The organism is Nostoc sp. C052, from assembly GCF_013393905.1.
Lineage (GTDB): Bacteria > Cyanobacteriota > Cyanobacteriia > Cyanobacteriales > Nostocaceae > Nostoc.
This window is the reverse complement of the sequence record NZ_CP040272.1, coordinates 1,000,175-1,021,766: the sequence shown is the minus strand read 5'-3', so window position 1 is coordinate 1,021,766 and position 21,592 is coordinate 1,000,175. Positions and strand designations below refer to the sequence as shown.

At 39.3% G+C, this 21,592-nt stretch carries 21 protein-coding genes and 2 pseudogenes; 4 read left to right on the top strand and 19 right to left on the bottom strand.

The window, feature by feature from the left end; all coding sequences use genetic code 11:
- Positions 1-11: 11 nt before the first annotated feature.
- The 5 genes from FD723_RS04365 to FD723_RS04345 all read right to left on the bottom strand — a co-directional run bounded on the left by FD723_RS04365 (position 12) and on the right by FD723_RS04345 (position 4,293).
- On the bottom strand, positions 12-1,298 hold the full coding sequence (locus tag FD723_RS04365) for a SagB/ThcOx family dehydrogenase (protein ID WP_179064239.1): 1,287 nt from the start codon (positions 1,296-1,298) through the stop codon (positions 12-14).
- Positions 1,261-1,749, bottom strand: a complete 489-nt coding sequence (locus FD723_RS04360) for an ankyrin repeat domain-containing protein (protein WP_179064238.1) — start codon at positions 1,747-1,749, stop codon at positions 1,261-1,263. The genes FD723_RS04365 and FD723_RS04360 overlap by 38 nt, the downstream gene beginning before the upstream one ends.
- 25 nt (positions 1,750-1,774) lie before the next feature.
- Entirely contained in the window at positions 1,775-1,939 is a 165-nt protein-coding gene (locus FD723_RS04355; protein ID WP_179064237.1) for a hypothetical protein, read from the bottom strand.
- 297 nt (positions 1,940-2,236) lie between these two features.
- Positions 2,237-3,376 carry a homocitrate synthase gene (gene lysS / locus FD723_RS04350; RefSeq protein WP_179064236.1) on the bottom strand — a complete coding sequence of 380 codons (1,140 nt, stop codon included), beginning with the start codon at positions 3,374-3,376 and terminating at the stop codon, positions 2,237-2,239.
- A gap of 35 nt (positions 3,377-3,411) precedes the next feature.
- On the bottom strand, positions 3,412-4,293 hold the full coding sequence (locus FD723_RS04345) for an AAA family ATPase (RefSeq protein WP_179064235.1): 882 nt from the start codon (positions 4,291-4,293) through the stop codon (positions 3,412-3,414).
- A gap of 524 nt (positions 4,294-4,817) precedes the next feature.
- Between FD723_RS04345 and FD723_RS04340 the strand changes: the two genes are divergently transcribed.
- Positions 4,818-5,027, top strand: a complete 210-nt coding sequence (locus tag FD723_RS04340; RefSeq protein ID WP_179064234.1) for a molybdopterin-binding protein — start codon at positions 4,818-4,820, stop codon at positions 5,025-5,027.
- Between the two features lie 115 nt (positions 5,028-5,142).
- Here the strand turns inward: FD723_RS04340 and FD723_RS04335 are convergent, their stop codons facing one another.
- The 13 genes and pseudogenes from FD723_RS04335 to FD723_RS44095 form a co-directional block, all read right to left on the bottom strand.
- Entirely contained in the window at positions 5,143-5,394 is a 252-nt protein-coding gene (locus tag FD723_RS04335) for a FeoA family protein (protein WP_179064233.1), read from the bottom strand.
- 104 nt (positions 5,395-5,498) lie between these two features.
- The gene (locus FD723_RS04330; RefSeq protein ID WP_012407188.1) at positions 5,499-5,798 is read right to left on the bottom strand and encodes a 2Fe-2S iron-sulfur cluster-binding protein; all 300 of its coding nucleotides are present in this window, start codon (positions 5,796-5,798) and stop codon (positions 5,499-5,501) included.
- 223 nt (positions 5,799-6,021) lie between these two features.
- Positions 6,022-6,393 (bottom strand): iron-sulfur cluster assembly accessory protein, encoded by a 372-nt coding sequence (locus tag FD723_RS04325; protein WP_179064232.1) that lies wholly within the window; start codon positions 6,391-6,393, stop codon positions 6,022-6,024.
- A gap of 107 nt (positions 6,394-6,500) precedes the next feature.
- Positions 6,501-7,307 (bottom strand): HesA/MoeB/ThiF family protein, encoded by an 807-nt coding sequence (locus FD723_RS04320; protein WP_179064231.1) that lies wholly within the window; start codon positions 7,305-7,307, stop codon positions 6,501-6,503.
- 10 nt (positions 7,308-7,317) lie between these two features.
- Positions 7,318-7,635, bottom strand: coding sequence for a nitrogenase-stabilizing/protective protein NifW (gene nifW, locus FD723_RS04315; RefSeq protein WP_114083655.1), 318 nt, complete (start codon positions 7,633-7,635; stop codon positions 7,318-7,320).
- The gene (locus tag FD723_RS04310; protein ID WP_100900533.1) at positions 7,632-7,832 is read right to left on the bottom strand and encodes a CCE_0567 family metalloprotein; all 201 of its coding nucleotides are present in this window, start codon (positions 7,830-7,832) and stop codon (positions 7,632-7,634) included. The genes nifW and FD723_RS04310 overlap by 4 nt, the downstream gene beginning before the upstream one ends.
- Before the next feature lie 84 nt (positions 7,833-7,916).
- On the bottom strand, positions 7,917-8,393 hold the full coding sequence (locus FD723_RS04305; RefSeq protein WP_100900532.1) for a NifX-associated nitrogen fixation protein: 477 nt from the start codon (positions 8,391-8,393) through the stop codon (positions 7,917-7,919).
- Positions 8,390-8,803: a nitrogen fixation protein NifX gene (gene nifX / locus FD723_RS04300; protein ID WP_114083657.1), complete on the bottom strand. Its 414-nt coding sequence runs from the start codon at positions 8,801-8,803 to the stop codon at positions 8,390-8,392. Before nifX ends, FD723_RS04305 begins: the two co-directional genes overlap by 4 nt.
- A 253-nt stretch (positions 8,804-9,056) precedes the next feature.
- Positions 9,057-10,394, bottom strand: coding sequence for a nitrogenase iron-molybdenum cofactor biosynthesis protein NifN (nifN, locus tag FD723_RS04295; protein WP_163926946.1), 1,338 nt, complete (start codon positions 10,392-10,394; stop codon positions 9,057-9,059).
- Positions 10,394-11,776 carry a nitrogenase iron-molybdenum cofactor biosynthesis protein NifE gene (nifE, locus tag FD723_RS04290; RefSeq protein ID WP_114083659.1) on the bottom strand — a complete coding sequence of 461 codons (1,383 nt, stop codon included), beginning with the start codon at positions 11,774-11,776 and terminating at the stop codon, positions 10,394-10,396. Before nifE ends, nifN begins: the two co-directional genes overlap by 1 nt.
- A gap of 99 nt (positions 11,777-11,875) precedes the next feature.
- Complete coding sequence (locus FD723_RS04285; RefSeq protein ID WP_179064230.1) at positions 11,876-12,223, bottom strand: Mo-dependent nitrogenase C-terminal domain-containing protein; 348 nt, start codon at positions 12,221-12,223, stop codon at positions 11,876-11,878.
- Between the two features lie 158 nt (positions 12,224-12,381).
- Positions 12,382-13,917: a nitrogenase molybdenum-iron protein subunit beta gene (gene nifK, locus FD723_RS04280; RefSeq protein ID WP_179064229.1), complete on the bottom strand. Its 1,536-nt coding sequence runs from the start codon at positions 13,915-13,917 to the stop codon at positions 12,382-12,384.
- 206 nt (positions 13,918-14,123) lie between these two features.
- Positions 14,124-14,291 (bottom strand): annotated as a pseudogene (locus FD723_RS44095) (nitrogenase molybdenum-iron protein alpha chain); the annotation flags it as partial.
- 183 nt (positions 14,292-14,474) lie between these two features.
- Here FD723_RS44095 and FD723_RS04270 point away from each other — a divergent pair.
- The 3 genes and pseudogenes from FD723_RS04270 to FD723_RS04260 all read left to right on the top strand — a co-directional run.
- Positions 14,475-15,818: pseudogene (locus FD723_RS04270) on the top strand (site-specific integrase); the annotation flags it as partial.
- A gap of 89 nt (positions 15,819-15,907) precedes the next feature.
- Positions 15,908-16,171, top strand: coding sequence for a hypothetical protein (locus tag FD723_RS04265; protein ID WP_179064227.1), 264 nt, complete (start codon positions 15,908-15,910; stop codon positions 16,169-16,171).
- The gene (locus tag FD723_RS04260; protein ID WP_256875057.1) at positions 16,172-16,465 is read left to right on the top strand and encodes a type II toxin-antitoxin system VapC family toxin; all 294 of its coding nucleotides are present in this window, start codon (positions 16,172-16,174) and stop codon (positions 16,463-16,465) included. It abuts the gene before it with no gap.
- A 124-nt stretch (positions 16,466-16,589) separates the two neighbouring features.
- Here the strand turns inward: FD723_RS04260 and FD723_RS04255 are convergent, their stop codons facing one another.
- On the bottom strand, positions 16,590-21,521 hold the full coding sequence (locus tag FD723_RS04255) for a DUF4011 domain-containing protein (protein WP_179064226.1): 4,932 nt from the start codon (positions 21,519-21,521) through the stop codon (positions 16,590-16,592).
- Positions 21,522-21,592 lie beyond the last annotated feature (71 nt).

Here is a 21,592-nt window from a genome sequence, read left to right as displayed (position 1 = left end):
TAGCTTCCTGCTTATATTCCAATCACCATTCCATAAAGTACATCTTTATTTGTTTCTAATAATTCTTGGGTTTCGTCATCATAATACGCACCAATTCCACTACACTGAATTCCCAAATAATTACTAGTTAAATAAAGTCTTTGTCCGAGAAAACCAGCTATTTGCATAGCAGTTTGATAATTTAAATAATCTGACACAAAAAATAAAGTTACAGCGCCATCTTTAGCAATAGCCTGATTAATACATAAGTAACCTGTCTTTTCACTAAAATTACCCGTCTTAACCAGATGTGTACCTCTATATAACCCAGGTGTCATTTCCTCTACTCGATGCACCACTGAGTAAATTTCTATTTCCTCATAGTTTTCTGTCGGTATTGATTGTTGAAGTTGTTGCACTACATATAAATAATCTTCTTGAGAAATAGCCTCTTTCCGGAAACGTCTAATAGAACGTCTATCCCAAACAGTTTGATAAAATTTATCCCGATCGAAATCAAATTGAGGATACTCTAATTTTTGCTGACGACTCTTTTGTTGAGTAGTTGCTTGATAAGCATCTTCAATAAATTGATTGGATTCAAAATAATTAGTACCACAGACAAAAGGAACTTTCAGCCTTAAATGTCTGATTTTCTTGTCTTGTATTTCTCCTGACACCGCACAACCAGTAATAAACTCCTTATTCTCAAAACCCAAATCTGAATTGAGCGCAAGTTTATCAAAGTCAAAAACTAGTTGTATATTTTTTTTATGGAGATAAGCTGAAGCTGCAACGGCACCTAAATGGTGTCCGCTATCTAAGAAGCAATATCTTATGCTTCTGTTTTGATATTTCCAGCTAGACCTATAATAAACACAACTAATTAAAAAGATGAATCCGTTGATACATTTCCCCGGTATAATATAACTCTCTAATCCATCATCAATTAATTCATAGATGAGAGTTAGACAATTATTCTCAACTTCTAGATGGTATATACCATCTAGCATTCCCTCAATACCGCGAACCTGTACGTAAACTTCCGTAGGATACAGAGCGCCTGCTGATGGATTCACCCGCAGTTTATAAGGGCCATCTTTATATACTTTTTCTAGTGTTATCGCACTGGTTAATGAAATAAAAGAGTGAACAGGATTATTGAGATTTAATTTCACTCTTCGATAAAACTTCGGATAAACTTTAAATGTAGATGGCTGTGTTGAGGCATCTACATAATTTGGGTCAAGTTGTACCGATAAGTAAGAATGCTTGGTAGCGTCATGATAAGCTTTGCCCGATATCTGACTTGATGGCATTTTTAATTATCCTTAAGACTTCTACATTGCTAGCAAAATCTATTGCTTTATAATCGTCTAAGTTTTTTAAATATAAATTAGGATGATGTTGTAAAAGTGACTTGACAACTTCTGTCTTGCCGGCTGATGCTGCGTACATTAAAACAGTTGCACCATTATCATTTTGGTTATTAATGTCAATGTTGTGAGCCAACAGTAAATTAATTAAATCGTAGTGATTACCAAAACAAGCAAACCATAAAGCATTGTTGCGATCGCTATTTTTAGCATCGATATCCGCACCTGCTTCAATCAATTCTTTCACGACTTCATAGACGCCCTCTCTGGTGGCTTTCATTAAAGCTGTATCGCCATTTTCACCTGGCTGATTTAAATCTCCAGGTTTATAGCCTTTTGCTATTAGCCATTGGGTTGTTGCTTCACTCAAATTTTGACTATTGGTTCGATTCATAACTACTCCTTAGTTAAATTTATTACTAATATAAATTTGCTTGGCAAATAGAATGGTGAGCAATGCTCACCATTTTTGCAAAAATGTTATCTAAATCTCGTCTACCTTGAGAACCGTAGTTTTGTAGGTTGGGTGCAGCCATAGCGTAACCCAACATAAAATTTGGTGGTAATGTTGGGTTGCGTTTCACTCCACCCAACCTACATAAATATATCTTTTAAAAAACTCTAGGTTTCAACATAGATGAGGTTTAAATTCTTTTAACTTACATATATGCTATCAACTTTATAAGTTTAAATTATGAATCATTTATAAAGAACAGCAAACATTCTTCTTAAAAAAGCTTGAAAAATAATGGAAAAGCAGTAATTTTTACAGTTTTCTTTCGTAAGATAGATTAATAGCAGATATAGGTGGATTTAGATCCCCGACTTATTGAAGAAGTCGGGGATCTGCACTTGGGTAGTAAGTGCGTATATTTTACAATTTACTGGCAATGATAAGAATATAAAATATTGTCTACATCTTCTATAGTAAGATTTTGTTTATCAGCTAAAGTTTTCAATTTATGGGTAATATCTTTAAGCTGAGATAAATTAAAGGAAAGTCCTAATTCATTAGCTCGGTGATTAACCGCCTGTTTTCCAGCTAATTTATGATTAATTAAAATTGAGCGCGTTACACCAAAACTCCGGGGATTAATAGCTTCATAAGTCTCAGAATTATTAAGCATAGCCTTAGTATGAATGCCAGCTTTATGACTAAAAGCACTTTCACCAAAAACACAATGGTTAAAAGGAATAGAAATACCTACTTTTCTCGCAACTAATTCATGCAAGTAACCAAGTTCTTCCAAGCGATATTTAGATTTAATCTGCTCTGGATTTGTAGCATATAACCTAGCAATGAATCCAGCTAGTGAGGTAATACCATTGCGCTCACCAATTCCCAGAACACAAGTGTCAATATGAGTTGCTCCTGCTTCTAGTGCTGTATAACTGTTAGCAGTCGCACATTCTGTATCATTATGACCGTGAAACTCAATATCTAAATTAGTGAACTGGCGCAAAGTCTTCACTAATTCAAATACCTGCATTGGGGTAATAATTCCTACTGTATCGGCAATCCCTATGCGTTTGACAACTCCTAACTTTTCAATTTCTGAGTAAATTGTGATTAAATCTTCTATAGAAGTGCGTGACGAATCCTCAGCCGAGAACCGTAACTCAATATCGGGAGCTTGTTGGTGAATAAAAGTTAAAACTTCAGATGCTAAATCAATAATTTGATTAATATTTTTCCCATGACTGAACTGACGCATCAAAGAAGAACTACCAATAGTTAAATTAATCCCAGCTACGCCTGTCGCTAAAGCGACTTTAGCATCTTCTAAGTGACAACGGATGTGAGTTAATATTTTGGATGGCAAGCCTAACCGAGCCAATCTCTCACAGTCTTGTAGAGATTGAGGTGAAGCGATTGGTGACGTTAACTCTATATATTCCACTCCAAACGCAGCAAGGGCTTCAGCAATTTCGACTTTATCATCTGAAGAAAAATTGGCTTTGACGAATTGTTCACCTTCACGGAGAGTACTTTCTACAATTGCAAATTCAGATAGCGACATTGAGCAATCCTTGTGGTAATTATTACTAAGGATATTTACTTATTAGTTTTTATATTAACAGATTTACATAATCGAGAAATAATTGCTTTGGCTGATTCTTGGGGACTAGTTATAGTATCAATTATAAGAGAGCGATCGCTTGTATCCATCGCTTCTAAAATCTGTTTTGTAGGAACTGAATCATAAGTCTGGCTCTCTTCGACAAATATTTTTAGTTTATCCCGCAATTCTACATCTGTAACAACTTGTTTGCTTACAAGTTCTAAGATTTTTTGTTCTTCTTGAGGAGTAAAATAAGCAGAAGCCTCAGGTACGCCAAAACTAGTAAAATTTGTCCGTGTTTCTGGCAGAATTTGCCTACTATTTTCTAGCTCTTGATTATCAATCCGATCAAAAGGATCGTGACGCTTTAAAAGCCTTTCTAAACGTACTATATTTGGTGCGGTCAACATTACAAATTTAGCATTTTCTAAAGCCGTAGCTGCATAGTTAACCTCATTTTCTCCACGCAAACTATCAAAAACTAACAGAGAGTTAACTTGTTGTGGATTGATATGTAGCGAAGCTAAAATACGACCCATTCCACCAGGGAAGTTTTCTCGATAAAGGCGAGCATAAGTTAGGCGTTTAATCCGACAATGAGGTTGCACAAGTTTATCTTCCATTTTTAACATCGGCGCAATTATTAAGCGTTCAGTTAAAGTGCGACGATTCGGTAAAAGTGTAAAATCTAAACCCTCTTCTGCCAAAGCTTTTGTGATTGTACTTTTCCCTACGCCAGTCATACCCACTATAATTAATAAAGGAAAACTTGTTATTGGCAACCAGTCTTTAGGAACAGGAAAGCCTACGCCTATACCTGGACTTAAGTGTTCAAAAAATAGATTTGACCTTGTTGTATTAACTTGATATTGCACAATATAAAATTAACCTCTTTTTTTAGCCTCGTAAAATACAATCAAGAGTCACGTCGCAACTCTTGGAGATGCTGCGCGTAGCTTGCTTACCCGTGTGGGTACGCTCCGAATTCAAAATTCAAAATTAATGATCCCCATAAGTAAATTTAGGGGCTTGTATCATGAATCGTTTTCAGTCAGAATTCTTCTTATAAACTGCTTCTAGGTTTACTCTAATCTTGGGCGAACTATTTTTTAGTTAGTATAAATATAAAATGTTATCCAGACCTCGGTATTTATACACAAAAATGTCCAGATTAGATTGATGATAATATCCATAGGCATTAGGTTTTTTTGAAAATTGTTTTATCCTGAGTTTTGCAGAAAATGAGTATATCTTTTTGTAATGCTTATCAAGCAGAGATATCGCTTCTAGATAAATGAGAATTATTTTAAATTTATTAAGATATCTTAAAAAAAATACTTTTCATATTCAATTTTGCTACTTTACTAAAGTATAAATAGTTAAATCGGCAAATAAAAATATGGAAATTAGCGCTCGTAATTCTCTAAAAGGAACTGTAAAAAAGGTTACGCACGGATCAGTCAATACTGAGATAACTTTAGAAATAGCACCAGGAGTAGAACTAGTGTCAATCATCACAAAATCATCAGCAGAAAAGCTAGGACTTGTAGAAGGTAAGCACGCTTATGCTGTGATTAAATCATCAGATGTGATACTTGCTGTTGATTGAAAAATAGGCAGGTTGTCTAATCATATTAGATTTGTGATAATTAAGGGCTATAGATCCCCGACTTATTTAATAAGTCGGGGATCTTGTTTTTCATTAAGTAATTAGGTTAATTAATTTAATGATCAATAATCCGAACATAAATGGCATGAATACTTTCTATATTTAATGCCATATCTGTGTTTCTAATCTCGATAATGAAAGAGGGTAACTTTTGTTTTAAAGTGATATTAGCTCCTGGTGTTAATCCCATTAACATAAGTTTTTTCAAGATTGTTTCATCCTGATTTTTAGAGAAAGTTACAATTCCTCGCTCTCCCTTTCTCAATAATTCTAATGAACAGCCCGTCACGCTAAAGTGGGTAAACATTTGAATTATAAACTAGGAATTATGAAGGGAAGAAGGAAGTATATTTTCATCCTTCATCCTTCATTTTTTATTTGGTCGCTAAAGGCAGAAACCAAAGTAATAGTTTAAACCAGATACGCTTCTTGATGAGTCTTAATTGTGCAATTAGAACGAGGATAAGTTACACAAAGTAGAGCGTATCCTTTAGAAACCTGATCGTCATCTAAAAAGTTTTGATCTTCTTGATTAACTTCACCTTCGACAACCTTGCCAACACAGCTAGAGCAAGAACCTGCATGACAAGAAAAGGGCAATTCAATACCATTTTCTTCCGCTGCTTCTAAGATTGTTGTCTCTTCGTCAACTTCAATTGTGGTGTCGATGTCTTCTTTTTTGTTGATTAATCTAACTTGGTAGGTAGCCATTTTTCGATTCTCCTCAAACGTTATACAGTTGGTCTAATTTCCGAATTTTTGAGCAATCTATCCTACTTTTTGCTTTCCTTTTTGTTACGGAGAAGCTACGCTTTAGTTAGTTTCTCTACAAGGTTAAGGATGCAATGAGAACGTCTCTACGAGACGCTCCGCGAACTCTTACTGCATCTACAAAAAGTCTCTACAATCAGACTTAGCTCTAACCGCAATGATGTTAGCTGCAAGGTACACCAGTAGGCGTACCGTCATCTGTTTTGAAGGACTTTCCACAACCGCAGGTATCAGTTGCATTGGGGTTGATGAACTTAAAACCGCTTTCCATCACTCCCTCAACGAAGTCAACAATAACTCCGTCTAATAAGGGCGCACTTTTGGCATCAACGTAAACCAGCACATTGCCTTGCTGACTTACCAAATCATCTGGTTGGGGTTTGCTAGTGATATCAATTGCATATTCATAACCACTGCAACCACCATCTTTTACCGAGATGCGAACACCTTTAGTTGCGCCATTAGCGTCGGGTGCGGAACCTTTGAGGAATGCCCGCAGATGAAATTCTGCTTTTTCTGATAAAATAACGGCCATCAGTTCTCCTGATTTGTAGCGATTAGTTGTTCTGATTACAGGTGTGGGTTGTCAGTTGTCCTTGGTCATTTGTCCTTTGTTCTTCACTAATGACCAATGACTAATGACTAATGACTATTTTGTGTAATACCTGTGGGTTCCATCGAATTGGATTGCGCGTGTCTCCAAGGCGCACTATTACCGCATACTGGACAAGAGCGATCGCGGTGAGAACGGCGTTTAGCAAATTCCATCCGATTTAGGTCGATTGTCAGCAATTGCGACAATAGAGGCTGACTAAACCCGGTGATCAGCTTGATAGCTTCCAGCGCTGTTAAACAAGCTAGGGTTCCAGAAACAGCGCCTAGAACTGAAAAGCCGCGCTGATCCCACTCAGGCTTTTCTGGAAACAGACAAGATAAACAAGGAGTCACACCAGGAATAATCGTCGTCAGGTAAGCCTCCATCCCATTCATTGCGGCTTCCACCATTGGCTTACGCGATCGCACGCAGGCTTCATTTAACAAATTGCGCTCTGTAAAATTGTGGGCGCAATCAAGAGCCATGTCAGCCGACTGCACTAACGAATCTACATTTTCCGGGGTGATGTAATCATGAACAATTTCCACTTGGACATCAGGATTAATCGCATCCAGAGTTTCTTTAGCTTTGAATACCCTTGGCTTACCTACCCAATCATCAGTCATGAGAACCTGACGATTCATATCATCTAGCCGCAAGTCACCACCCCGGACTAGGATTAGCCGCCCAACGCCCGCTACTGCTAAGTAAAGCGCCGCCGTACCGCCTAATCCCCCCACACCTGTAACCAAAACCGTCGCTGACTTCAGGCGTTTCTGTGCTGTTTCGCCAAAATTCGGAAGCATCATTTGGCGACGATAGCGTTCTAATTCGGTAGGCGTTAGGTTAACCAATTTATACCTCCTAATCAGAAGTGATTTCTGTCAGTGTGACTACATTTTTCGGCTTGTCGTTAAACACTTTGAACAGCTTTTGTTCATAAGCTGTCGATTCGATAAATAGCTGATAAGCTTTTTGCAAAGCCAAAGAATATTGATTTAATTTCTCTTCTTGACTCAAGTCAGGAGAATTATCATCAATTTCCTGCATGTGTTGAGAAAACTTTTTCAGAATATGTAGACGATGTACATTTACAACTTCTAAGTCGTAGGACATATTAAAGAATTGGAAAAATTCTTCTGCATCTACGAGCTTCTTGAATTCATCAATAGTTCCAGTCATTTAGCATTCTCCAATTGTTTCAGATGTTGCTTAAGTTCATCTAACTGGCGATAGATTTCATAAGTTGCGGCGGCAACATCCATAAGTTGGTTGTAATCTGTTGGTAGCCCTTCAGCTAAATCATGCAGATCCATTTTCATTTGACCTGCTTTGCTGTTCAGCCGTCTGATTTGCCCTTGTAGTTCCTCAATTGTCATTTGTCATTTGTCCTTTGTCCTTTGTCTGTTGTCATTAGTCATTTGTCTTTTACTAATGACCAATGACCAATGACCAATGACTAATTAAATTTTGCCAACTTCAGGAAACCGCTTCGCCAAATCAAGACCTTTTTTGACGTAGTTTTCTCCCTCTTCTGCTAATTTCTCTAACGAGTCAAAGCCAAAGCGATGAGCATCTCGCAGGGTTTTCACAGTTAACAAAAGACGACCAGAAAAAACTAGCGCCCAGCCAAATCCTTCATGGCTCAAATCAACTACAACCTGGGATATCAAACCTGTTTCTTGTTCAATCCCAGCCGCTACAGCTCGAAAAAACGCCATAATCCGGGCTTGAGTTACCGCATCAACTTCGCCTTCAACGGAGATTTCCCGTTTCTTTTGTTTGGTAACAATAAAGGGTTTGAGAATCAACTCATCCGACCAAGTACGATAAACTCCATAACTGTCTTGACCACGGATTTGTTTGATTAATACCTTAAGAAAAGGTGAGTTCAAGACTTCTGTTGTAGCGGTTCCGTTCACACTATTATTTGCGGTCATACTGTTGCTTCGTCTTCGATTTCATCAGCAAAGTTTGTGGTTTTTGGCTGCAAGGCTTTACGCAACCAAGGAGGAGGATTACCTTTGAGGGTTTTGACTAGCTTATTTAGCACTTCACTAATTTCTTCTTCTTCCGATCGCGCCTTCACTGGGGTGACACCTTTCTTGATTAACCGAGCGGCGGCGCTACCACCAATTGCTGTTACATAAACAATAGTACAGTCGCCTATTGCCTGAAGTTTTGGGTTGATTTTATCTTCATTCCCATCTTCCTTGAGTTCGCCTTCAAAATTGAGGGTTTCTACGAAGTGATATCCCTCATCGGTAATTTCGTAAACATCAATCATTTTTGCCCATCCGAAGTGGGCATTAATATGAACTCGGTCACTCGTCGTGAAGGCTATTTTCATTGTGATTCTCCTCTCTAAAGTTTTGAATTTTGAATTGGAAAGAAGGAATTCAGGAGTCAGGAGTCAGAATTCAGAAGTAATTAGAGTTTGACCGGCAGAAGCAAATCTGCATATTTAGACCAATTCTGTTTAAGATGCGCCAAATTATATGAGGAACGAACCGCAAAGGACGCGAAGGACACAAAGAAAGAATTGGTATTAGTGGTTGTATTCTGAATTCTGAATTCTGACTTCTGAATTCTTGAAGAAGAATTCAAAACTCTGCGCTCACAGTTCCGAACTCTTGGAACTGCTTAACTCTCGCTTCTTCTGCCTCTAAAAACAGGTTGCCGATGCCAAACAAAAGTTCCATCGTGCCTCGATAGCCAACTTTGGTAAATTGACCATTACCTAAGCGGTCATAAATGGGCAATCCTAAACGATAAAGAGGGATCGAAAGGCGTTTTGCGATCGCACCCACATTGGAGTTACCAATCAGCAAATCAGAACCGCCTGCTAGACTCTCAAAGTCTTCTAAGTCGCCGATGGTAATGCTTTTAACTGGGAGTTTTTCTAAGAGGTGCGATCGCGTGGTTGTCACCACTGCATGAATTTGCGCTCCCATCGATTGCAGGAAATGCACGGTTGACCACAACAAATCTGGTTCTAGTGCGAGAGAAACTCGTTTTGCACCGAAGTAAAAGTGAGTGTCCAGCATCGCATCTTGCAACTGACGACGTTGGCGGCGGTATTTTTCGGGTACGCTGTTACCGCTCAGAATCGCCAATGCTTGGATAAATTCATCTACTGGTTCTAATCCTGTCAGTTCGCCAAACACCTCATAAGGTGTGCCAAAGCGTTCTTCGAGAATCTTGGCAGCCCCCCGCATACTTTCACCCAATGCCAGGGTAAAGGCAGAACTACCTACTTCTCGTAGCTGTTTTAAGGTAGTCCCACTGACTGTAACCGCACTATAATTATCCTCTAAGTGACCATCTAGAGAAGCGCCAAGGTCAGGTACAAAGATCGGCACTAGTCCAAAAGACGTGACTATCTCTTTAATTTCCTGTACATCCCCAGGTGTGAAAGCAGAACCCGCCAAAATTGTGACTTGTTCAGTTCTGAGTCCACCTGCGCGAGGAATTTCCTTAACTATGCTTTCTACAGCGACAGCAAAGCCATCTTGCAACGCACCTTTAAAATCTGGGGTAGGTGCAAAAACGATCGCTAAATCATTCAATTCAGGATGGCGATCGCGGATTTCCTTCAGAAAACCTTCAATGTCATCGCCTCTAGTTTCCGTCAACCCAGTGGTACATAAACCAATAATTTCCGGGTTAGCCTTTTCCACCAGAGTCAGAATTGCTTGCTCCACATTCTCTTCACCACCCAAGATAGTAGTGACTTCCGTCATCGCAGTGGTAGCTAGGGGAATCGCTTCCCGGAAATGCCGTACTAGGACAACTTTGGCGAAAGCAGTACAACCTTGAGAACCGTGGAATAAGGGCATTGTCCCTTTCAATCCCAAAAAGGCTAAGGTTGCGCCCAAAGCTTGACTTTGCTTGAGGGGATTAACTGTCAGTGCTTTGTTAGAAGCGGTAACGATCGCCATTAAACTTCCTCCTCTTCTTCCCAAGGAGCGGGTTTGCGTATTTGTTCCCAAATTGGGCTATACAGAGCTTCGTACAGTTCCCGCGCCATCTCAATCATTCCCACATAACCTGCATAAGGATGGTGGCGTTCTTGGTTGATATCAAGGAAAGGAATTCGAGCTTTCAAAGCTGTGTATTGGTTACGTCCACCAGCAATCAGCATATCTGCGCGAGTGTCTTTAACCAGTTGTAACAATTCTTGAGCGTTGCCTTTCTCCAGCATGATGCCATCGTTGCCAATCAACTTCTTGATTTTGGCTTTATCTTCTTCAGTACTTTTCCGAGTACTGGTAGCAACAACTTCAATGCCTAAGTCTCTAGCAGCCGAGATAATCGACCAACTCTTGACACCACCTGTATACAACACAACCCGCTTACCTTTGAGTCGAGCGCGATAAGGAGCCAGTGCCAAATCTAAAGCAGCCGTTTCTTCTGCAATTAGCTTTTCTGTCCGCTCCTGTAAATCAGCGTCGCCTAATTTAGCGGCGATGTTTCGCAGACAGCGATTCATATCATCGATGCCGTAGAAAGACTCTTCAATGTAGGGGATGTTGTAACGCTCCTCCATCTTTCTCGCCATATTCAGCAGCGCTCGTGAGCAGATCATGACGTTGAGCTTGGCGCGGTGGGCGTAGCGAATTTCATTGTAGCGAGCATCGCCCGTAATTTTAGACAAAATACGGATGCCTAATTTTTCTAACAGTGGTGTGACTCCCCACATTTCACCGGCGATGTTGTATTCACCGATTAAGTTAATATCATAGGGCGTTGTATGTTCCGGTTCTGCTGTGCCGACAACATATTCTAATAAAGATTCACCACCAAAACGGTTGCCGAGATTTTTACTGCCAATGAATCCGGGAGCAATGACGGGAACAACAGGAGTACCAATTTTCTCAGCCGCCGCTTTGCAGACAGCATCGATATCATCACCAATTAAGGCTGTAACGCAAGTGGCATAGACGAATACTGCTGCTGGTTGGTAGCGCTCGTGAAGTTCCAGAATTGCTTTGTAGAGTTTTTTTTCGCCACCGAAGATAACATCATTTTCACCCAAGTCAGTAGTAAAGCCCATTTTGTAGAGTTGCGGGCCCGACGACAGACTACCACGACTGCCCCAGGAATTACCAGCACAGGCGATCGGCCCGTGGACTAGATGCGCTGCATCTGCGATCGGCACTAGAGCAATCATTGCACCATCAAAGGCACAGCCCCCTTGAGCCGCGCCAGGTTGTGCCTGTTGAGCGCATGATTTGTTTTTCTTTTCCGCTTGTTTGTGCTGATTATGCTCGCATCCTGTCTCAGTCAGCAGCTCGTTAATTTTGCCTTGGGTGCTTTTCATCTCTCTTCTCTTAATTGTTAATTGTCCTTTGTCATTTGTCATTTGTCCTTTGAATAACTAACAACTAATGACTAATGACCAATGCCCCATGCTCAATAATTAGCAAATGTATCTTGTGACATCCTCTCCACATACATCAGCGAGGTAGGATAGAGCGCGGAAACGCAATCCTACAAATTCGTCATATAAAGGATTGAGTTTACATAGTGGTGGAATATCAATAGTCTTCCCAAATAATTTAATTTGTCGCTCAAAGGGACAACAACAAGGAATTGTTTGGCAAATTAGATGAGCGAAGCGATTATTTTTAACCTGAATTCCATCCACTACACCACGCAACGGATTAAGAAGATTGTGGAACCATCCTCGTTTTTTCTGGTTAGGTGGATGGTAATTAGGATGAGGATGAGTGTGAGTATGTTCGTGAGTGTGATTGATGGTTTCCATTTATTAATTCCTTGGGTAAATGCTATCAAGAAAAAGGGGAGTTGGGGATGGGAATTGGACATTGGGCATTGGGTTTGAATATTTCCCTATTCCCTATTCCCTATTCCCTACTCCCCTTCTTTACCCTTTAATTAACACGTTGTGTTTCTACGCAATTTCTAACGAATCAAGTCGTAGGAAATATCTGTCTTAGAAGGAATGTTGGTGTTGCGATCGATTTCTTCAAACAGGGTGTTTACAGTCCAGTTGAGGAGGTTGATCACACCTTGATAACCAATGGTGGCATAGCGGTGTAGGTGGTGGCGATCCATGATGGGGTAGCCGATTCTCACGAGGGGAATCTTGGTGTCGCGCCACAGGTACTTACCGTATGTGTTACCAACTAAGAAGTCTACTGGTTCTGTGAACAACAATGAACGCATGTGCCACAAGTCCTTACCAGGCCAAACAGTTGCATGTTGACCGAAGGGGCTAGAAGCAAGCAATTCTTTGATTTCTGCTTCAAATACTTCGTTGCTGTTGTGAACCAAGATATGCACAGGTTCAGCACCCATTTCTAGCATAAAGCCAACTACGCTGTATACTAAATCTGGTTCGCCGTAGATAGCGAAACGCTTGCCGTGAATCCATGAGTGGGAGTCAGTCATGGCATCAACTGCACGACCGCGTTCGATTTCCAATTCTTCAGGAATGGGGATACCGCTCAATTCGCTGAGTTTCATCAAGAACTCATCAGTACCCTTAATGCCCCAAGGACGGGAAACTGAAGTTGGTTGCTTCCATTCTTTTTCGATGTACTCGCGGGTTTTAGGTGTAGAGTGTGCTTGCAGTGCGATCGTAGCTTTCGCGTTGATTGAATCTGCTGCATCTTCTAGCTTTGTTCCACCTGGGTACATATCGAATTCACCTGTGTTTGGTGAATCGAGGTAGTCGCTGTTATCGGCTAGAATTGTGTAGTCAAAGCCGAACAAAGAAGCAATCCGCTTGATTTCGCGGTTGTTGCCTACATAGGTGTCAAAACCTGGGATGAAGTTGATTTTACCATTGCTGGTTTCTTTCTTATGACCTGCGGTCAAGTTAGAAAGAATTCCCTTCATCATATTGTCGTAACCAGTGATGTGGGAACCGACAAAGCTAGGGGTGTGAGCGTAAGGTACTGGGAAATCTTGAGGAACTGAACCAGCTTGTTTAGCGTTGTTGATGAAGGCTTGTAAGTCATCACCAATTACTTCTGCCATACAGGTGGTGCAGACAGCAATCATCTTGGGCTTGTAGAGTTGGTAAGAGTTCGCCAACCCGTCAATCATGTTTTGCAGACCACCAAACACGGCTGCATCTTCAGTCATTGAAGAAGATACACCAGAGAATGGCTCTTTGTAGTGACGGGTTAAGTGGGTGCGGAAGTAAGCAACGCAACCTTGAGAACCTTGAACGAAAGGTAGAGTACCTTCAAAACCAACAGCAGCAAAGATTGCTCCTAGTGGTTGGCAGCCTTTAGCAGGGTTAACGGTTAAAGCTTCACGAGCAAAGTTCTTTTCACGATAATCCCAACCCTTTGTCCACTCTGAAACCCGTTTTACTTCTTCGGGATCGTGGCCATTTTCAAACTGCTTTTTGTTTTCAAATAGCTGTTGGTACTCAGGTTGGTGGAATAACTCGACGTGATCTTGAATTTTTTCTGGATTCTGAGGCATTTCTGGATCTCCAAGCTTACTGAATTCTTTTACTGATTGAGGAATAAGGATTTGAGGCGGGGCTGGGAGATGGGAATATGATTCAAAATTCAAAATGCAAAAATCAAAAGAAATTTTTAATTTTTCAGTTTTGAATTTTGGATTCCCAACTCCCCCCTGGGGTTTTAGCCCCAGGTTATCCTTACTTATCGCTCTCTCCCATTTCCTTAGACGGCAGCCTTAGCCTTAGCTTCAGCCTTCTTAGCCTGAGCTTTTTCATTCCAAGGAGCGCCAATTAATGACCAGGTTGGGCTGTTGAGTGCCAAGTCCATGTCGCGAGCGAAGATGGCGAAGCCGTCATAACCGTGATAAGGGCCGGAGTAATCCTTTTTGTGGTTTAATTCTTTTCACTAGCCTAATGTTTGCAGTAAGCAATGTCTCTGCTAAACATTGTTTTCTGAGAACACATTTATTTTTAGCCTAAATATAGGCTAAAAACACAGCGATGCATAATCAGGTTCAGGACTCACGCATCATCTAAATGTTGTCCTGAGCCAAGGCGATTAAAAAATCGCCCATTTTTTTGCTCATCTCTGCAAGCACAGCAGCAAAAAGAACACATGAGAACGAAAGTACTATTAGAATTAGAGAAAGTTAATCTGCGTTTGAAGTCTGCAAAGGCAAAGGTGACAATTAGAGAATCGAATGGAAGTCTGCAATTACGGGCGACGTTACCAATTAAACCGGGAGACAAAGATAGCAACGGTACTGGGAGAAAGCAATACAATCTCAGTTTGAATATTCCCGCTAACCTGGATGGACTCAAGACGGCTGAGGAAGAAGCGTATGAATTAGGAAAGTTAATTGCTCGTAAAACGTTTGAATGGAATGATAAATATTTGGGAAATGAGGCAATTAAAAAAGATTTTCAATCTATAGGAGAATTACTTGAAAAGTTTGAAGAAGAGTATTTTAAAACTCACAAACGCACAACAAAAAGCGAACATACTTTCTTTTATTACTTTTCCCGTACTAAAAGATTTACTAATCCCCAAGATTTGGCAACTGCGGAAAATCTGATCGGTTCAATTGAGCAAATCGATAAAGAATGGGCTAAATATAATGCAACTAGAGCGATCGCAGCATTTTGCATGACATTTAAAATCGACATCGATTTATCTAAATATTCCAAAATGCCGGAGAATAATTCCCGTAATATACCTACAGATGCGGAAATATATGATGGAATTCTCAAGTTTGAAGATTACCTGAATAACAGAGGTAATCAAGTTAATCAAAATGTTCAAGATAGCTGGCAACTTTGGCGCTGGACGTATGGAATGTTAGCAGTTTTTGGGTTACGACCACGGGAACTTTTTATTAATCCCGATCTTGATTGGTGGTTGAGTCAAGAAAATTTAGATTTGACATGGAAAGTTCATAAGGATTCTAAGACTGGTGAGAGAGAAGCATTACCATTATATAGACAATGGATTGAGGATTTTGATTTGAGAAATCCGAAGTATTTAGAGATGTTGGGGAGTGCGATCGCTAAAAAAGATAACACTAATCATGCTGAGATAACGGCGTTAACACAGCGAGTTAGTTGGTGGTTTCGCAAGATAGGATTGGATTTTAAACCCTATGATTTACGTCACGCTTGGGCAATTCGGGCGCATATTTTAGGGATACCAATTAAAGCTGCTGCGGATAATTTAGGGCATAGTGTGCAAGTTCACACGCAAACTTATCAGCGTTGGTTCTCGCTAGATATGCGGAAGTTGGCGATTAATCAGGCGTTGAGTAAAAGAAATGAAATTGAGTTGATTAGGGAGGAGAATGCTAAGTTAAGGATGGAGAATGACAAGTTGAGATTAGAGATTGAGAAGTTAAAAATGGAAATGGTTTATAAACAAAGTTAATTTTACTGATAAATCATACCAACTTTAGATAATTTGCTATGATTTATAATTGAAAAATCATCAGCAATAGAAATATACATTATACAAGTATGGCAATAGAAACTTTGAACCAAATACTTAAGCAGCTTGAGACACTTGAAATAAAAGAGCTTCAGCAGCTTAATCAGACAATTCAAAAGTATCTTGTTGATAAAGAAGAAACTGTTAAGCAAGTAGCATTTCATCAAGCCCTTATCGATTCTGGGTTAGTAAAACAAATCAAGCATCCTACTTACGAGCCATTAACTGAGCGACGATTAATTCATGCTGAGGGAAAACCTGTTTCTGAAAGTATCATTGAGGAACGCCGCTAGATGGCAGTTTATTTTCTAGACAGTAGCGCATTAGTTAAGCGTTATATTAGCGAAACTGGATCAGTTTGGGTTTTGGGGTTATTTGATCCGGCTCTCAACAATGAGGCATTTATTGCTGCAATAACTGGTGTAGAAATTATAGCGGCAATTACCAGGCGATCGCGCAGTGGAAGTATTAGCATTACAGATGCGACAATAACACGCAATCAGTTCAAAAAAGATTTACAGAAAGACTATCAAATTGTTGAAATCACAGAAAATATCATTAATTCTGGAATAATCCTAAATATTTAGAGATGTTGAGAAGTGCGACGCTAAAAATGGAAATGGTTTATAAACAATCCACAGCTAAGTTTCAACCAAGTTGAGGTTTATGTAGATATATGCAATTTATGAATCTTTGTTAGCAAACGAGATTCTATCTGATTTCTTGTAGTTGTTTGATTTTTTCTATCAACAGACGAACTTGAACAGGTTTGTTACGAAACCAGTCTGTTGACCAAATGCGGTGGATTTTCCAACCTAGCCTTTCAAGCACCTGTTGTCTGAGGCGATCGCGATCTCTGGCAGTAGGTGAACTATGGTAAGATGCACCATCACACTCAATCCCTAGTAAAAACTCACCAGGGCGATCGCTATTAACTACACCAAGGTCAATGCGGTATCCTGAACATCCAACTTGGGTGCGGATAGTGTATCCCTGCTGGACTAAGGTATGGTAAACATCTTCTTCAAATGGCGAGTCAAAGTGAAGCTTATCTGTGTAAGAGTTACCTTGTAGTATTACTCCACCACTGGCTGCATATTCTAAGTAATCATGCAGTGCTTTCATGCCTTTGCTTGACGTGCGTGTTGTGTCGATGTCACCAGCCACAATGGAAGAAACAAGCGTAATTTTACTTTTTGCCCGCGTGACAGCGACGTTGAGCCGTCGTTCTCCACCTTGCCGATTCAAGGGGCCAAAGTTGAGAGAAAGCTTACCTTGATCGTCACGAGCATACCCAACGCTGAGTATGATTGCATCTCGCTCATCACCTTGAACGTTTTCTAGTGCTTTGAGAAAAAACTGAGGTGAGTTATCACTGAAAAATGTTTCCAGATTCGGCTGATCTTTCCCCAAAATTTCAATTTGCTCCCGAATCGCATCGGCTTGAGCTTCGCTGAAGGCAATAATACCAAGGGATTGTTCGGGAAATCGTTGAAAATGTTCCAATGCTAATTGAGCAACGACTTGAGCCTCGCGTCGATTATCTGTGCGTCCACTGCGATCGTAAACGCCATCAGGAACGTGTCGGAACGATACCCCCAAATCTGAATTTTGAACTGGATTTGGAAATGTAACTAAATTGTCGTCATAAAAATGATGGTTGGAGAAAGCAATCAAACGCTCATCTTGACTGCGGTAGTGCCATTTTAGTGTGCGTCCAAACATAAACCTGGAACATTCATCTAAAACGCTTTCATAGCTTGCATCATCTTCATCATCGATATCTTCTTGGCTATCTCTGGTTGCAAAAAATGATGTGGGAGGAAGCTGTTTATTGTCCCCAATTACAATCACTTGATTAGAACGGATAATTGAAGGAACAACATCCTCAGTCCGAAGTTGAGATGCTTCATCAAAGATGAGAACATCAAAATGAACTACATCTGGATTGATATATTGACTAACAGAAAGTGGACTCATCATCCAGCAAGGCTTTAAGTTTTTAGCAATATTTGGTATTCCCTTTTGTGTATCATTGAGGAGTTTACGAATGGGTAAATGTCGGCTTCTCTTATTCGCTTCTTTTTTCAAGTTTGGCAATTCAGCTAGAGCGAGTGAAGTCTTTTCCCAGTTTTGCCAGCGTTGCACATGAAGTTGTTTTAGACGTTCTCTAGCATTATTTAGTTGATTAAAATCTAGTTTAGAAAACTCCTTTATTTGTCGTTCATGTACTTCTGGGTTAAAATTCTTTAATTCAGGTTTTTTAGCAAGAATAGCATCAAGACATATTTGATAAATTCGCTTTTCTAAAACTGGTAACCATTGCTCTGGTTTGATTTTATTGTCACGTAAAGCATCTAAAAACTTATTATTACAGAGATTTTCGAGTTTCTGATAAGTTTCTTTATAAGTCAGCCATTCTTGAAAATAAGGCAGTTCTGATTGAGCCAAGTTTAAGAATCTTTCTATCTCGACAAAAGTAATTTGATTGTCAGGTAAGTAAGAATCTGTGATGTCACTTTCATCAAAGTGTGATAGCAGGAAATCTAATCCTTGCCTAATACTGTAGTGGACTGACTCATATTTCTTAACTAATTCAGCCAGTTCGCGCCGTTTAGAAGGAGAATTTATCACGCGCTGGACGGAATCAGCAGAAAGCGAATACTTTTGTAAGCCAATCAACCAATTCAAAGCTTGTTCAATTTCTTTTAACTCTGCTTCACTAGAAACTTCCGGCTTAAATAAAGATCCAAAAACCTGACGAGGCTGGTAGTCAATATGACGTAACTTATTTCTTACCAACTCAATAGGATTAAGTTTGTTGTCGCGCAATGCATTTAAGAATCTTTGAACTTCTAAACTCTCTAGCTGTCCATATATTTCTTTATATGTCAGCCATTGGCGGAAATTGGATAAATCGGATTGAGCTAGGTTTAGAAAAGTTGCTAGTTCTGTAAATAAAATTTGATTATGAGGCTGATATTGCCCAACAATATCATTCTCATTAAAGTATGAAAATAAGAAATCCATACCCTGGCTAATATCTTCAGCAAGGGGTTCAAGCTTCTTAACTAATTCAGCCAATTCGCGTCGTCCAGAGGGAGAATTTAGAAGCTGCTGGACTGAATCAGCAGGAAGCGAATACTTCTGTAAGCCAGTCAACCAACTTAAAGCTTGTTCGATTTCTTTTAACTCTGCTTCACTAGAAACTTCCGGGTTAAATAAAGAGCCAAAAACTTGACGTGCTGGGTAATTGCTTTGATATAGTTCGTTTCGTGCAGCTTGTATTTGAACGGCTTGCGCCAAATCGCGTTTTAATTCGTTGTGAGAAACTTGTCCCTTTCTAGTACTTAGTTTCTTCAAAAGCTTGACATCACGCCTGTATCTGGAGTTAAAAATTCTAATCAGCCAAAAGCGACTATATTTCTGATATCTATTAGCTAAAGCAGGTAATTCTGAAGAGAATAATTCAGAATGATATTTTTGTTTTAAAAGCGGTTCATTTTCTCCCAGAATTTTAATATCTGCTTTCATTTTATTGAAGGCACTCTGAGCCATTGAAATATCTGATTCAGTCCAATTATTGGGTAAATTAGATGGAGATTGCAATATATGTTTTAGAGCAGGAATGCAAATTTCTATATCTCCCAAATTCAAGAAAGGCTGAATATTAAGAGTTGTTTTAAGCTGTTGGCTAGCTGTCTGAATCCCAGAAATTGCTTGTTGAAATTTATTAATTTTATTATTTATTTCTAATTCCAGTGTATCAGAGTAGGAATTTAAAGTACTTTGTGCCCAAATAGTTGTTTTTTCTCCTCTTAAAAATGGCAGAAATGAAGAAAGCCGAGCCAGCAAATTTTGCGTTTCTTGGGAAAGCTTATTTTTTTCAATCTCTTGAACGTCTGTTTTTAGAATACTGAAAGCATACTGAGCAACTGATATATCTACTCCAGTCCAGTTATCAGGTAAATTAGGTGGAGCTTTTCGTATGTAGTCTATGGCTGGATAGCACTTATCTAAAGACTCTAAATTCAATAAAGGTTGAACTTGGAGAGCCTCTTGTAATTCTTGATTAATGTTTTTGACTGAAAAAATTGCTTCCTGAAATTCCTCTATTTTTTGTATAATTTGCAACTCCATTTCATAAGAATAAGAATTTAGAGAACTTTTTGCCCAGATAGTTGTTTTTTCTCCTTTAAAGAAAGGCAGAAATTTTGCTAATTGATTTAATAAATCTTCTGCTTCTTGTAATCTCCTAGCATTCCATTGGCTAAAGTTGTAAAATATGACATTAATATTGGGAACTGCTTCACGCTCTTTTTTCAAAAGCTCACCAAATATCTCAAAAGGTGATTTATTTAGAGGTTGTTCTTTAGCGTGTAAACTTGTCAGATATAATTTTAGCGATTGACGAGTCGAAACAAGCTGTTCAAACAAACCGTGATAATTTTCTACACCGTAAATTTGTTTAACATCTTCAATAGTTCTTGATAAATTATTTACAAGCTCCCGCTTATCTGTTGTTCCACTATGGTGGAGATTAAGACATATATGGTCTAAACCACATTCAACCATGCGCTTATAAACCACACTTAGCGCTGTTTCTTTTTCTGCAACTAATAAAACTGATTTGCCATTGCCAACCAGTTCAGCAATTATATTTACAATAGTTTGACTTTTGCCCGTTCCTGGTGGCCCTTGGACAACAAAGCTAGAACCAGATTTTGCTGCTTCAATCACGACTTGCTGGCTAGAGTCAGCATCAAGAATTTGAAATATTCGTTCAGGTTTAACTTGTGAATCTAGGGCAGATGCAGGTAGAGGTTCTCTATAATTAAACTGATAAGTAGTTAAATCGCCACTAATTGCTTGTAAAATTGGGTGGTCAAAAATTAGAGCTTCATTTTCGATAATATCTCGAACCATTGCAGCTTTGGCATAAGAGAATAGTGAGAGAAACACGTTCTCTTTAATTTGCCATGTCTTTTGTTCTGCTAATAGCTCCTCAATTTCAGCAATAATTTCGTCATAAGTTAGTGTTTGTATAGCTTCTCCTTCTGGAAGCTCAATCCCAAAAGTTTGCTTTAACTTTTGTGTCAGCGTTGGATTTAATACAACATCTTCATCTAATAGAGATATTTTATAAACATCTCGTCTAGGTTCTTTAATTAACTCTACAGGAACTAAAATTAGTGGTGATACCAAAACATCCTCTGGCTTATCCTTGTCCTTGTCATACCAAGTCAACGTTCCAAGAGCTATAAATAGGCTGTTTACCCCTCGTTCTTCAAATGAGCGTCGTGATTCAAGACGCAATTTATTCAGTCGTTTTAGTTGTTCACTGCCTCTTTGACGAGTAATTAATTCAAGAGGATTTCTTTGTGCTGATAACGCCTTTGTATTTCTGGACTGAATAATATCTTGATGTTCGCTATCAAGGATTTGAAAATAAAGCGATTTCTTGTCTTTTGTCAGATTTTTGAAGATACCATCTGGTTCTTCTGTCAAAATTTCTAATATTCGAGGACTATCTTGCCGAAATTTGATGAGAGGATTTCGTCGTCCTAAGTCAGCCAGCCCAGCTTTCCACTTTTCAATTTTTTGAGCAAGGTTTTGTTGAGAGTCTGAAGCTGACTGTCGCATACTCGCTTTTCTCGTAAATAGACCTACTGTTATTATACTGGCCTTTTACTATGTGAGTATTTGCCGCGATC